The 13,833-nt window shown below is 53.4% G+C and carries 13 protein-coding genes; 11 read left to right on the forward strand and 2 right to left on the reverse strand.

Going from position 1 to position 13,833, the window contains the following annotated elements; genetic code table 11:
* Window positions 1-146: 146 nt before the first annotated feature.
* The 3 genes from PCO85_13810 to PCO85_13820 are packed head-to-tail and all read left to right on the forward strand — an operon-like array spanning window position 147 to window position 3,191.
* Window positions 147-881, forward strand: coding sequence for an SDR family oxidoreductase (locus PCO85_13810; GenBank protein ID WJV52317.1), 735 nt, complete (start codon window positions 147-149; stop codon window positions 879-881).
* The gene (locus tag PCO85_13815) at window positions 874-1,920 is read left to right on the forward strand and encodes a phosphotransferase (GenBank protein ID WJV52318.1); all 1,047 of its coding nucleotides are present in this window, start codon (window positions 874-876) and stop codon (window positions 1,918-1,920) included. Before PCO85_13810 ends, PCO85_13815 begins: the two co-directional genes overlap by 8 nt.
* Window positions 1,917-3,191, forward strand: a complete 1,275-nt coding sequence (locus PCO85_13820) for an aminotransferase class III-fold pyridoxal phosphate-dependent enzyme (GenBank protein WJV52319.1) — start codon at window positions 1,917-1,919, stop codon at window positions 3,189-3,191. Before PCO85_13815 ends, PCO85_13820 begins: the two co-directional genes overlap by 4 nt.
* Before the next feature lie 3 nt (window positions 3,192-3,194).
* Here PCO85_13820 and PCO85_13825 read toward each other — a convergent pair whose 3' ends face one another.
* A complete protein-coding gene (locus PCO85_13825) occupies window positions 3,195-3,989 on the reverse strand; it encodes a DNA-binding transcriptional regulator (protein WJV52320.1) in 795 nt (264 codons plus the stop codon).
* Between the two features lie 384 nt (window positions 3,990-4,373).
* On the opposite strand from PCO85_13825, the gene PCO85_13830 reads away from it, so the two are divergent.
* From PCO85_13830 to mhpT, 7 genes are all read left to right on the forward strand, one after another.
* Window positions 4,374-6,032 carry a bifunctional 3-(3-hydroxy-phenyl)propionate/3-hydroxycinnamic acid hydroxylase gene (locus PCO85_13830; protein ID WJV52321.1) on the forward strand — a complete coding sequence of 553 codons (1,659 nt, stop codon included), beginning with the start codon at window positions 4,374-4,376 and terminating at the stop codon, window positions 6,030-6,032.
* Window position 6,033: 1 nt separating this feature from the next.
* Window positions 6,034-6,978 carry a 3-carboxyethylcatechol 2,3-dioxygenase gene (gene mhpB / locus PCO85_13835; GenBank protein WJV52322.1) on the forward strand — a complete coding sequence of 315 codons (945 nt, stop codon included), beginning with the start codon at window positions 6,034-6,036 and terminating at the stop codon, window positions 6,976-6,978.
* Between the two features lie 19 nt (window positions 6,979-6,997).
* On the forward strand, window positions 6,998-7,867 hold the full coding sequence (locus tag PCO85_13840; GenBank protein WJV52323.1) for an alpha/beta fold hydrolase: 870 nt from the start codon (window positions 6,998-7,000) through the stop codon (window positions 7,865-7,867).
* Between the two features lie 11 nt (window positions 7,868-7,878).
* Entirely contained in the window at window positions 7,879-8,691 is an 813-nt protein-coding gene (mhpD, locus tag PCO85_13845; GenBank protein ID WJV56090.1) for a 2-keto-4-pentenoate hydratase, read from the forward strand.
* Window positions 8,684-9,634: an acetaldehyde dehydrogenase (acetylating) gene (locus PCO85_13850; GenBank protein WJV52324.1), complete on the forward strand. Its 951-nt coding sequence runs from the start codon at window positions 8,684-8,686 to the stop codon at window positions 9,632-9,634. Before mhpD ends, PCO85_13850 begins: the two co-directional genes overlap by 8 nt.
* Complete coding sequence (gene dmpG / locus PCO85_13855; protein ID WJV52325.1) at window positions 9,631-10,638, forward strand: 4-hydroxy-2-oxovalerate aldolase; 1,008 nt, start codon at window positions 9,631-9,633, stop codon at window positions 10,636-10,638. Before PCO85_13850 ends, dmpG begins: the two co-directional genes overlap by 4 nt.
* 86 nt (window positions 10,639-10,724) lie before the next feature.
* Window positions 10,725-11,933, forward strand: a complete 1,209-nt coding sequence (gene mhpT, locus PCO85_13860; GenBank protein WJV52326.1) for a 3-(3-hydroxy-phenyl)propionate transporter MhpT — start codon at window positions 10,725-10,727, stop codon at window positions 11,931-11,933.
* Between the two features lie 133 nt (window positions 11,934-12,066).
* On the opposite strand, the gene PCO85_13865 is transcribed toward mhpT, so the two are convergent.
* Window positions 12,067-12,762, reverse strand: a complete 696-nt coding sequence (locus PCO85_13865; GenBank protein ID WJV52327.1) for a GntR family transcriptional regulator — start codon at window positions 12,760-12,762, stop codon at window positions 12,067-12,069.
* A 513-nt stretch (window positions 12,763-13,275) separates the two neighbouring features.
* Between PCO85_13865 and PCO85_13870 the strand changes: the two genes are divergently transcribed.
* Entirely contained in the window at window positions 13,276-13,818 is a 543-nt protein-coding gene (locus tag PCO85_13870) for a 4Fe-4S dicluster domain-containing protein (protein ID WJV52328.1), read from the forward strand.
* The last annotated feature ends 15 nt before the right edge of the window (window positions 13,819-13,833 follow it).

Genomic DNA, 13,833 nt, shown 5'->3' on the forward strand with positions numbered 1-13,833 from the left:
GCGGCCCCTTGATCAGAGCGTCTGATCAAGGGGCCGTGTCAAGGTGAAGGCCGGATGGAGATGGCCCCTCTTACCGCATTTTTTCGCTTGTGCCCCAAAAAATTTGGCTCTATTTTATGATGCATCATATATCTGGAGTAGCCCTGATGACAGATCATAAGACACTGTTGTTAACCGGTGCCAGCCGGGGGATCGGCCACGCGACGGTCAAACATTTCCATGCCGCGGGCTGGACCATATTTACCGCCTCGCGGCAAAGTTGGGTGGAAGACTGCCCTTGGGCTGAGGGATTACTCAATCACATTCATCTCGATTTGGAGGACATCGACAGCCTGAGCGCGGCCATACCGATGATTAAAGAGCGTCTCGGTGGACGACTGCATGCACTGGTCAATAATGCTGGTGTTTCTCCCAAAGGGGAAGACGGCAGCAGGCTGGGCGTGCGTGAAACCGACTATGCCACCTGGATTCGAGTATTTAACGTCAATCTGTTCTCCACGGCGATACTTGCCAACGGCTTGTTTGACGAATTGCAGGCCGCCCAGGGAAGCATCATTAATATCACCTCTATCGCCGGTTCCCGCGTACATCCGTTTGCCGGAGCGGCTTATGCCACTTCAAAAGCCGGGTTATCCGCGCTCACTCGTGAGATGGCATGCGACTTCGGCAAACATGGTATTCGCGTTAACGCGATTGCGCCCGGCGAAATTGACACCGCCATTCTTTCACCGGGAACACTGGAGATGGTGGAGCATACCGTCCCCATGAAACGGCTGGGAAAACCGGAAGAAGTGGCGTCGCTGATCTATTTTCTCTGTACGGCGGGCGCCTCCTATGTCAACGGAGCGGAAATTCACGTCAACGGGGGACAGCATGTCTGATCCTCATGTCCTGTTCACCACCGATGTGCCATTAGTATCGCTCGCGCAGGCACATCACGCTTCCCGTGAACGTTATGGTGTTGAAGGCGATATCACGCCACTACCGGGTGAACGTGATGCCAATTTCTATCTTTGTACGGAAAAACAGCATGGATACATGCTGAAATTTATCAATCCGGCCGAAGAACCGGCCGTCAGTGATTTTCAGAGCGCCCTGCTATTACATATCGAACAACAACATACCGATTTGCCTGTTCCCCGCGTCCTTGCTGACCAACACGGAAATAGGGCTCCGGTCGTAGATCTTGCCGGACAAACGCTACAGACCCGTCTGTTTTCCTGGTTATCTGGCACACCGTTACATCAGGTTACGCCGAATCCGCAACTGGCTCACCATCTTGGGCAAACCCTGGCGCAACTTGATATCGCATTGCATTCATTTACCCATCCAGCGGCAGAGCGGACGTTACTGTGGGATATTACGCACATGGAACGGGTAGCGGGATGGCTGGATTATGTGGAAGATCCGGAGCAACAGATATTGATCAAACGTGGGTTGTCGCAGTGGGAAAACAGCGTTGCGCCCGTTATTCATAAGCTGCGTAGGCAGGTTATTCACAATGATCTCAATCCGTACAATGTTTTCACCACCCCACAGGCGGACTGGCAAATCACCGGCATTATTGATTTTGGCGATGCCCTGTACGCGCCGTTGATTAATGAGCTGGCAACCGCCCTCGCCTATCAGATCAGCGAGAGTGATGACCCGCTGCTATGGATTACGCCTTTTGTTTCGGCCTACCATACCCATCTGCCGTTAACCGAGCAGGAAATCTGCCTGCTTCCCCGGCTGATCGTGGCTCGTTTGACGCTGATCCTCTCAATTACGCAATGGCGCAGTGCGCTCTATCCGAAAAACCGGGAATACCTGCGGCGGAATCTTCACCGTGCATGGCGTAGTTTGCAGAATCTCAGTCGTTTCCCGCTGACACAATATGAAGATCGTCTCCTGACCACCTGTAGAAAGGGCATCCAATGACCCCTCACTCTGAGCGAGATTTGCTGGCACGGCGCAAAAAATTGCTGGGTGCCGGCTATCGGCTGTTTTATCAGCAACCGCTTCACGTTGTCCGCGGCGAAGGCGTCTGGCTGTATGACAGTGACGGCAACCGTTACCTGGATGTCTACAACAACGTGGTTTCCGTCGGTCATTGCCATCCAGACGTCGTCGCGGCGATCGCCACCCAGTCAGCGCAGTTGAATACCCATACACGCTATCTTACTGATGCCATTCTGGAATTTGCCGAGGACTTTTTACAGGAATTTCCTGACGAACTGCAAAATATCACCATGACCTGTACCGGCAGCGAGTCGAATGATTTAGCCTTGAGAATCGCCCGACAGGTTACTGGCGGAACCGGCATATTAGTCACTCGCTGGGCGTATCACGGCGTGACTACCTTGCTGTCCGGCCTATCCCCGGCGCTGGGCGCTGGCGCACCCCGTGGTGACAACGTCTGGTTGATTGATCCGCCCGACACATACCACCATGCTACTGGCAGCATGACCACCAGCGTCGTCCGGGCGCTTGAAGCGATGCAGCAGGCTGGTGCGCGCCCGGCAGCGTTGTTGTTTGATACCATTTTTTCCAGCGACGGTGTGTTCAGTGGTGAGATGCAAGACGTTCAGCAGGCCGTCAGGTTGGTACGCGATGCGGGTGGGTTGTGTATTGCGGATGAGGTACAGGCCGGATTTGGTCGCACCGGTTCACATCGCTGGGGGTTCGCTCGCTATGGCATCACACCCGATCTGGTGACGATGGGAAAACCGATGGGTAATGGCCATCCTGTTGCAGCGGTGGTCGGGCGACCGGCGTTATTTGATGAATTCGGCCGCAACCAGCGTTACTTCAATACCTTTGGCGGCAATCCGGTGTCCTGCCAGGCCGCTCATGCCGTACTGAACATACTGCGACGGGAACGATTACAGGAAAATGCATTACAGGTGGGCCATTATCTTGAGGTGGGTTTACGTAAGCTGGCAGCACAACATGACGTGATTGGCGATATCAGGGCCTATGGCCTGTTCATTGGCATCGAACTGGTGGACAACGCCAGCCGCCAGCAACCAGCAAGCGCTTACGCGGAACGGGTGGTTAATCTAATGCGACAAAAACGGGTGCTCATCAGCACGACCGGGCCGAATGGCAATATTCTCAAAATCCGGCCCCCGCTGGTTTTTCAACCTGAGCATGCCGATATCTTGTTAAGTACGCTGGATGAGGTGCTGACCACGCACCCTAACAATTAACTATCAGGGTTTTTCCCCGTGGATCGCCTGCGTTGCGCTTTCACCGATTTGATCGGCAACACGTTGTAATGTTGATAAATATTTCTGCGCTGCCTGTTCTATGGTCATTGCCTTGGCAATATAGATTAAACTCAGGCAGCCAATGAGCCGCTCATCATGGCGAACTGGCACCGCAATAGCCGCGATGCGAGACTCACTCTCCCAGTTCTGATAGTTTTCGCCATAGCCATTTCGTTGTACGCGTTGCAAGATTTCTGCAAGTCTCACTGGTTCTCGCGCCAGACGGTACTCATCGCCTTCACGCCCCGCCAACATCGTAATAATTTGCTGTCGTTCGTTCTCCGGGCAAAACGCAAGGTATGTCAGACCGGAAGCCGTCAATAACAATGGCAACCGTCGCCCGACCATAGCCCGGTGAAACGACAGTCGACTGAAACGATGGGTAGTTTCTCTGACCACCATCTCATCCACATCAAGTGTGGTCACATCCGTAGGCCACACCACTTCCCGCAGTAAGTCACCCAGCAATGGGGCAGCAAGAGCGGAAATCCACTGTTCGTCACGAAATCCTTCACTTAACTGACGCACTTTCAATGTCAGGCGATAGCTATCATCGAACGCGCTACGGCACACATAACCCTCCTGCTGAAGGGTTTCAAGCAAGCGCCTGACCGTGGTGCGATGTAAACCGGTCAATAATGAAAGCTGGTTGCAGTTTGCGCCACCATCCAGACGGTTAAGGGCATTGAGAACATCAAGCCCACGGGATAAACCGCGCACATTTTTATATTCACTCATTGGATTATAGGGCTCATTTTTACTAAAAAGTTTTATTTAACAATGAAGTGCACCTGGTGCACATCCCATCACTTTTTCATTGTAGACCAAAAAATACCCTCTATACTGATCCAACAATTAAAATATATTTCACATAAAATTAACATATGAACACATTACCTAACCCTACACCGTCGCTGCCATGGTCTGATTCTTTTATCCGAGAACCCGATCTGCCCTGCATAACCGCTGCACGGTGTCGCCCCGAAAAGTTGTAACGGGGTAGCAACCATCAGGCACCACTTAGGTGCGTTTCTGCATAACACAGATTTCGCTTGTAAAAGTGTGGATGGCTATTGCCCAAATCCGGCGATAAGTCTCGGCTAAATGCAATGAGGTAACACCATGACAACGACACTGTCGGCGTTAACGCCGAAGGAATATCAATCACAAGTTGCCATTATAGGCACGGGTCCGGTCGGGCTGATGATGGCCAATTATCTTGGTCAGCTCGGCATTGATGTGCTGGTGATTGAAAAGCTCGATGCGCTTATCGACTACCCTCGCGCCATTGGTATTGATGATGAATCATTACGCACCATTCAGTCCGTGGGATTGATTGAACAAGTCCTGCCGCATACCACTCCCTGGCACGCCATGCGTTTTTTAACCCCCAAAGGACGCTGTTTTGCCGACATTCAACCGATGACCGACGAATTTGGTTGGTCTCGACGTAACGCTTTTATTCAGCCTCAAGTCGATAAGGTGTTATGTGAAGGTCTGAAACGCTTCCCGAACGTACAGATGCGTTTTTCCCGGGAATTGACTCAGGTAACTCAGCAGGAACAAGGCGTCACGCTAACCCTGGACACCGCTGAGGGCAAACGAGAAATCGTCCATGCTCAGTGGCTGGTCGCCTGTGACGGCGGCAACAGTTTTGTGCGTCGTACACTGGGCATTGGGTTTGAAGGCAAAACCGCACCTAACCAGTGGATTGTGATTGATATCGCCAACGATCCACTCAGCACTCCGCATGTTTATCTGTGTTGCGATCCGGTCCGTCCCTACGTCTCTGCCGCGTTACCCCATGGTGTGCGCCGCTTTGAATTCATGGTGATGCCGGGAGAGACCGAAGAACAGCTAATCCAGCCGGACAACATACGCGCACTACTGGCAAATGTGTTGCCCGACCCGGATCGCGTCGAACTTATCCGTAAACGGGTCTATACCCACAACGCCCGGATTGCCAGTGAGTTTCGTCGGGATCGTATTCTGCTGGCAGGCGATGCCGCCCACATCATGCCGGTCTGGCAGGGTCAGGGGTATAACAGCGGCATGCGCGATGCGTTCAACCTTGCATGGAAACTGGCTCTGGTGGTGAATGGCGAAGCCAGTGACCAATTGCTGGATACCTACCAGCAAGAACGCCGGGATCATGCCAAAGCGATGATTGATTTATCCGTGATGGCAGGAAATGTCCTGGCGCCACCAAGGCGCTGGCAGGGTGTCGTACGTGATAGCCTGACCTGGGCCATGAACTTTTTTCCACCGGTAAAACGCTATTTCCTTGAAATGCGCTTCAAACCAATGCCGGCCTATCGACAAGGGGCGTTGATCACCACAAATGACAAAGAGACGCCAATTGGTCGCCTGTTTATTCAACCCCCGGTACTGCTGGAAAACGGGAATCGAGTGTTACTCGACGACGTGATCGGGCCTCGCTTTGCGGTACTGGTATGGGGATCTAATCCCTTATGGGGACTGAATGCATCCCAGATAGCGCAATGGCGCCATGTGGGCGTCACGTTTATTGAGGTCGTACCGGATGTGCAACTGTCGGCGCTCGGCGACGGGATACCCGGCGTGATCCGGGTGGGGGATGTGACAGGCCGTTTACGTCATTGGTTCGCCGCCAACAAAGGCTCCGTCGCCATCCTGCGTCCAGACCGCTTTGTGGCTGGCGTGGCTATTCCACAGACGTTGGGCGATACCCTCGATAATCTGGCGGCAATTATGACGCTCGCCCCATCATCTGTAGAAACACAGATTGAAAAGGTGGCCTGATATGAGCGCCTATTTACACTGCCTGTCTCATACCCCGCTGGTGGGATATGTAGACCCGGAACCCGCTGTTCTCAATGCGGTAGATGATGTCATTGCTGCCGCCAGAAAGCGCATCGCCGAATTCAATCCCGAACTGGTCATCCTTTTTGCACCGGACCACTACAACGGTTTTTTCTACGATGTGATGCCGCCATTTTGCATGGCGATGGCCGCCACCTCGATTGGTGATTTTGACAGTGAACCCGGCGAGTTACCGGTTCCCGTCGATATCGCGCAGGCATGTGCCAGTGCACTGCTCCATGACGGTATCGATATGGCCGTATCATGGTGTATGCAGGTCGATCATGGCTTCGCTCAACCACTCTCTTTCTTGCTGGGAGGGCTGGATCGCTGTCCGGTCTTACCGGTGTTCATCAACTGTGTGGCCCCGCCACTGCCGACGTTCCAGCGCACACGTCTGATGGGGGAAGCCATCGGGCGTTTTATCCGCAATCTCAATAAGCGCGTGTTGATCCTGGGGTCCGGCGGTCTGTCTCATCAGCCCCCGGTGCCTGAGCTGGCAGGGGCTGATGCCCATCTGCGTGACCGGTTGCTCGGCAGTGGTCGCACCCTGCCGCCCCACGAGCGCGATCTTCGTCAACAACGCGTCATCAATGCTGCCCGCCAGTTTGTGGGGGATCCTCACTCGCTCCACCCTTTAAACCCGGTATGGGACAACAGATTCCTGAACATTCTCGATCAAGGGCGTCTTGCCGAGCTCGATGCCATGAACAATGACGAATTATCTGCCATTGCCGGGAAATCAACCCACGAAATTAAAACCTGGGTTGCCGCGTTTGCGGCGTTATCCGCGTATGGGTCTTACACCACGGAAGCACGCTATTACCGCCCAATCCCGGAATGGATCGCGGGTTTTGCCTCCATCAGTGCTGCACCACATCGTTAACCCTGTCAGGAGAATTATCATGAACACACAATTGTCTTTCAACGAAGCAGAAACCAGTCATTTTGTTGATGTAGAAGAAAATGGCCAGCATCTGCGTATTCATTACAACGACTGTGGCAGCGGCAAAGAAACGGTCGTGATGTTACATGGCTCGGGTCCAGGGGCAACCGGCTGGGCGAACTTCAGCCGCAACATCGACCCGCTGGTAATGGCCGGTTACCGGGTCCTGTTGTTGGACTGCCCAGGTTGGGGTAAGAGTGATTCGATTGTGAACACGGGATCTCGCGCAGATCTCAATGCCCGAGTGCTGAAACAGGTGATCGATCACCTGGATATCGAGAAAGTGCATCTCCTTGGCAACTCCATGGGCGGACACAGTGCGGTGGCGTTTACCCTCAGTTGGCCTGAACGTACCGGCAAGCTGGTATTAATGGGGGGCGGTACCGGTGGTATGAGCCTGTTTACGCCCATGCCGACGGAAGGGATCAAGCGCTTACAAGCGTTGTATCGGGAACCGAACATCGACAACCTGAAAGCGATGATGGATATTTTTGTCTTCGACACCCGCGATTTGACAGACACCCTGTTTAAGACCCGGCTCGACAATATGCTGGCTCATCGTGATCATCTGGAAAACTTTATCAAAAGTAGCGAAGCCAACCCGAAACAATTCCCGGACTTCACCCCCCGACTAAATGAAATCAGTGCGCCGACACTGATTATCTGGGGCCGTAATGACCGTTTTGTGCCCATGGATGCCGGGCTGCGTTTACTTTCCGGAATACCGGGATCACAGTTGCACATTTTCCGCGATTGCGGTCACTGGGCTCAGTGGGAACACGCCGACACCTTCAACCGCATGGTTGTTGATTTTCTGGCCCACGCATAAAGGAGCCGATGATGAGTCACCATGAACTTGACGCGTTGGCACTACAGCTACGCGACGCTGAGCATACCGGTCGTCCGATTGGTCCACTACGTGACATTCTGGGTATGGACAACGCCCAGGATGCCTACCTCATTCAACGACTGAATGTCGCGCACTGGACAGCGGAAGGCCGCCGGGTGGTGGGGCGGAAAATTGGGCTGACCAATCCGAAAGTCCAGCAACAACTGGGGGTTAATCAGCCCGATTTTGGCACCCTGTTTGCGGATATGTGCTTCGGCGATAATGATCCCATCCCCTGGGGTAACGTGATGCAACCCCGTATTGAGGCGGAAATCGCCCTGATCCTTAACCGGGACCTACCAAACACCGACACTACTTTTGCTGAACTGGCGGCGGCAATTGAGTGGGTGGTTCCGGCACTGGAAATTGTTGGCAGCCGAATCCGTGACTGGTCAATCAGCTTCGTCGATACCGTGGCAGACAACGCCTCATGCGGATTGTTTGTACTGGGTGGGCCATTCCAACGTCTGGCCGGGGTAGATCTGCGTCACTGTATGATGCAAATGACTCGCAATAACGAAATAGTTTCTACCGGTCAGGGCAGTGAATGTCTCGGTAATCCTATCAACGCCGCCGTCTGGCTGGCGCGAAAGATGGCAACGCTTGGTGAACCGCTACGCAAAGGCGACCTGATTTTAACCGGTGCGTTGGGGCCAATGGTCAATGTCAATGCCGGGGATCATTTCGAAGCCACCATCAGTGGTATTGGCTGTGTCGCCACCCGTTTCTCTCACACCGCCGGACAGGAGTATCCCCATGAATAAAGTTAACGTTGCCATTATTGGCTCGGGCAATATCGGCACGGATTTGATGATCAAGATCCTGCGCCAGAGTAACCATCTCAACGTCGCGGCGATGGTAGGAATTGACCCCGATTCCGACGGGCTGGCACGGGCACGACGTATGGGCGTACCAACCACGCACGAGGGGGTAAAAGGGCTTATTGCCATGCCTGGGTTTGCCGACATCCGTATTGTATTCGATGCGACCAGCGCCGGTGCCCATGTCCACAATGATGCCTTATTGCATGCCGCGAAACCGGATATTCAACTGGTCGATCTCACCCCTGCCGCCATCGGTCCGTACTGTGTGCCGGTGGTTAATCTGTCCGAAAACCTCACCCAGAGGAATGTCAATATGGTGACTTGTGGCGGGCAGGCCACCATTCCAATCGTCGCGGCAATCTCATCCGTGTGCCAGGTGCACTATGCCGAAATCATCGCTTCCATCGCGAGTAAATCCGCCGGTCCCGGCACCCGCGCCAATATCGATGAATTTACCGAAACGACCTCACGAGCGATTGAAGTGGTAGGCGGAGCCAGCAAAGGCAAAGCGATCATCATTCTCAACCCCGCAGAACCACCACTGATGATGCGGGATACAGTATATGTGCTCAGTGAAGCGGCATCCCAGAAGCATGTTGAGGAGGCCATCCATCTCATGGCAGCAGCGGTGCAGGCGTATGTACCTGGTTACCGCCTGAAACAGGCGGTTCAGTTCGACGTCATCCCACCGGAACGACCATTGCATATTCCCGGTGTCGGGGATTTCTCAGGGCTGAAAACCGCTGTCTACCTGGAAGTATTGGGGGCAGCGCACTACTTGCCCGCGTATGCGGGGAACCTGGACATCATGACCTCTGCCGCACTCGCGACCGCCGAGCGGATGGCCGAGTATCAACGTCAATCAGCAGGAGCCATAGCATGAATAAAAAACTCTATATCTCCGATGTCACACTACGTGATGGTATGCATGCTATTCGCCACCAGTACTCATTGGATGATGTCCGTATTATCGCCCAGGCGCTGGATAGCGCGGGAGTGGACTCCATTGAAGTCACCCACGGGGATGGATTACAAGGCTCAAGCTTTAACTACGGATTCGGCGCCCACACAGATGTAGAGTGGATTGAAGCGACAGCAGATGTTGTCAAACAGGCCAGTATCGCCACCTTACTGATCCCAGGTATCGGTACCATCCATGATCTGAAGAGTGCCTGGCGCGCAGGAGCCCGTGTGGTACGCGTTGCCACCCATTGCACTGAAGCAGACGTCTCCCGCCAACATCTGGAATGGGCGCGGGAAGCCGGGATGGATGCAGTGGGTTTCCTGATGATGAGCCACATGACCACTCCCGAAAACCTGGCCCATCAGGCAAAACTGATGGAAAGCTATGGTGCCACCTGCATATATGTGGTGGATTCCGGCGGTGCCATGAATATGCACGATATCCGTGCCCGATTCCGGGCCCTGAAAGCGGAGCTAAAACCAGAAACCCAAACCGGTATCCACGCTCACCATAACCTGAGCCTTGGCGTCGCCAACTCGCTGGTGGCAGTGGAAGAAGGCTGTGATCGTATCGACGCCAGTCTTGCCGGGATGGGCGCGGGCGCGGGTAACGCCCCACTGGAAGTGTTTATTGCCGCCATCGACAAACAGGGCTGGCAGCATGGCACTGACCTGTATACGTTGATGGATGCGGCGGAGAATCTGGTGCGGCCACTTCAGGACAGGCCGGTCAGGGTTGACAGAGAAACGCTGGCGCTGGGCTATGCTGGCGTCTATTCGAGTTTTTTGCGTCACTGCGAAGTGGCCGCCGCTCGCTACGGGCTAAATACAGTGGATATCCTGGTTGAACTGGGTAAGAGGCGAATGGTGGGAGGCCAGGAGGATATGATCGTCGATGTCGCTCTTGATCTTACTCGTCAGTAATTCCTGATAGTCGAATGATGATAACGCGTCAGCAACGAACTGACGCATCGCATAACGCGCTGTCACTTTACCTGCAGGTACCTATTATGAGTATGAACATCGCCCTACCTACGTCCCGATTACTGTTAACTATCTCGTTGTGCTTTCTTGTCGCTTTAATGGAAGGACTTGATTTACAGGCTGCGGGTATTGCCGCGCCTGGGATAGCTACCGCGTTCTCCTTCGATAAAATGCAAATGGGCTGGATTTTCAGCGCCGGTATCCTCGGGCTATTACCTGGAGCGCTGGCCGGAGGCTGGCTGTCAGACCGATATGGCCGCAAACCGATTCTGTTTGGCTCCATGGCATTATTTGGTCTGTTTTCTCTTGCAACAGCACTCTCCTGGAATTTCCCCGCCCTGGTGCTCGCCCGCTTTCTAACCGGTGTTGGATTGGGTGCCGCCCTACCCAATCTGATTGCACTATGTTCGGAAGCGGCAGGGCCACGTTTGCGAGGTATCGCCGTCAACGTGATGTACTGTGGCGTACCGCTCGGTGCGGCATTCGCAGCGTTCACTGGTACTTTTGTCAGTATTGGTGAGTGGAAAACCGTTTTCTGGATTGGCGGATTCACGCCGCTGGCACTGTTGCCGTTACTTGGCTGGTTGCTACCGGAATCAGCGCATTATCAACGCCAAAACAGAGCAGCCCCACCCCCCGTGCAAGTGTTGTTTACTCCCGGCACGATACGGGCAACCGGCTTACTGTGGCTGTGTTATTTCTTCACCCTGCTAGTGGTGTATATGCTGATCAACTGGTTACCCTTGTTACTGGTAGGTCAGGGTTTTTCATCAGGTGAAGCCAGTTGGGTGATGCTGCTTCTGCAACTGGGCGCTACTTTGGGAACCTTATCGCTGGGATATTTAATGACCCGGTTGAACGCGCTGGCGATGGCAACATTAATCTACCTCGGCATGTTGACGGCATTGCTGGTATTGGCCAGTGCCGAACAACTCAGCACCATGCTGCTGGCTGGCTTTATTGCCGGGTTCTTCGCAACCGGGGGTCAAGGGGTCTTGTATGCGCTGGCCCCTCTGTTTTATCCCACCGAGATTCGTGCCACCGGCGTTGGCACGGCGGTGGCAGTCGGGCGCTTGGGCGCAATGAGCGGCCCGTTGCTGGCAGGAAAAATGCTGTCCCTTGGCACCGGGGCAATAGGCGTAATGGGCGCGGCAGCACCGGGGCTGGTGATCGCAGGCGTTGCCGTGTTCTGGTTGTTCAACTGGCAACAGCAGCAGTCTCTGGCTAAAGGCTGACCGGCAGGACAACGTGACATAAAAAGCCACTGTCATGAAGTGGCTTTTATCATCAGGTTCCGATGACGAAAACGATCATCTGTCTCGCTGGTGTGGTACTGAATGGTGCTGAGAACTGCCGTATGATTGAGGGTCATTTATCGACTGTCGGCGCCAGTTGATCATTACCTTTACTATCCACACTGTTAAACAGCTTTTCATGACCATCCTGAATATCGTCCTGAATCGCCAATCTGGCGGCCTCTGGATCACTGTTTCTCAGCGCTGCCAGCACTTCCTGATGATGACCGATAGCCATGTGTTGTGAAAACTGGGCATAGGACTGCGCAATCAGCGGTCCGGTTCTCATCCACAAACGATCCAGAAAACTGCAAAGCAGTGGCATCTGCGCGGTTTGCGCCAATAGCAAATGGAATTCGCTGTTCAACCGCAGCGCATCCACGAAATCTGCCTTGTTAATCGCCTTAATATTTAACGCGATGTTCTCTTCAATCTGCGACAATCGGGTTGGTGTTACCAGACGAGCAGCGTTCTCCGCGCCAATGCCTTCAATGGCAATACGCAATGTGCGTATTTCCAGATACTGCGCCAGCGTCAGTTCCGGCACCCGAATATCCCTTGGGGTGCGAAGTTCCAGGGCCTGTTCTTTCGCCAGTTGCAAAATAGCGTCGCGCACCGGTGTGACGCTGGTTCCCAGTTGTGCCGCCAACTCTCTGATACGCAGACGATCATTCGGCTTAAGCCGCCCGGTAATCAATGCATCGCGTAATGTTGCATAAACACTGGCACTTAAACCGGCGCGATTAATAGACGCAATCGGATAGTTCACTCATTCACCCAATAGATAGTCATAAGAAAAGGAAAACAGATAATGTGTTTAGCGAAGATTCACTGGTTATATACCCCAAATAATTCGAGTTGCAGGAAGGCGGCAAGCGAGCGAATCCCGATAAGCTTACTCAGGTAAGTGATTCGGGTGAGCGAACGTAGCCAACATACCTGCAACTTGAAGTATGACGGGTATAAACAACAGATACCTTATGGCAATATATACCCTAAAAGTGAGATCGCTTACCACGAGTACCCACAGAGACGTATCCATCACGCGCTACTACCCACCGTCGTCAAATCTGCCGACACACTACGGCCAGCATTCGTCACTCAGCGCTTAGCAACGTATAACCCGGCTAAAAATAATATTTAATACTTTATAAATCAAATAATTAATACATAAAGAACAATCCTGGCATAAACCCTGCTTTAGGTGTGGTGATGTGTCGGCAGCAAGTCTATTGTCGACAAAACCGCAATTTAACCTGAGCCGAGGAAGGAGAAAGATGTCATGAACCGGTTCGTATTAGCAGATCCCAAGAAATGTATTGGCTGTCGCACTTGCGAAGTCGCCTGTGTGCTGGCTCATAGCGATGGCAATCCTTCTTCGCTGTCACCCGAACATTTCTCGCCACGGCTGAAAGTGGTAAAGGGACTGAACGTCAGCACCACCATTCAATGCCGGCAGTGTGAAGATGCCCCCTGTGCCAACGTATGCCCGAACGGTGCCATTATCCACGATGGGGATCACATCAAGGTTCTGCAGGAAAAATGCATCGGTTGTAAAACCTGCGTCGTGGCTTGTCCTTATGGTGCTATGACGGTGATCAGTAAACCGGTCGCTCGTATCAGTCATTATCAGACGCTGGGCCACTGCATTAAGGCCGAGGCGCAAAAGTGCGATTTGTGCGAAGGTCGAGCCGCAGGCCCGGCGTGTATTGAGGTCTGCCCGACAAAAGCGTTACGAATGATCAACCGTGATGAAATTCAGGCCATGATCCAACGTAAACAACGGCGTGCGGCACTTGATGAAGCCGCAGACATGCAATTCTGAGTAGTGCCATTCGGG

Origin of the sequence: Prodigiosinella aquatilis (assembly GCA_030388725.1) — a bacterium.
Classification (GTDB): Bacteria; Pseudomonadota; Gammaproteobacteria; order Enterobacterales; family Enterobacteriaceae; genus Prodigiosinella; species Prodigiosinella aquatilis.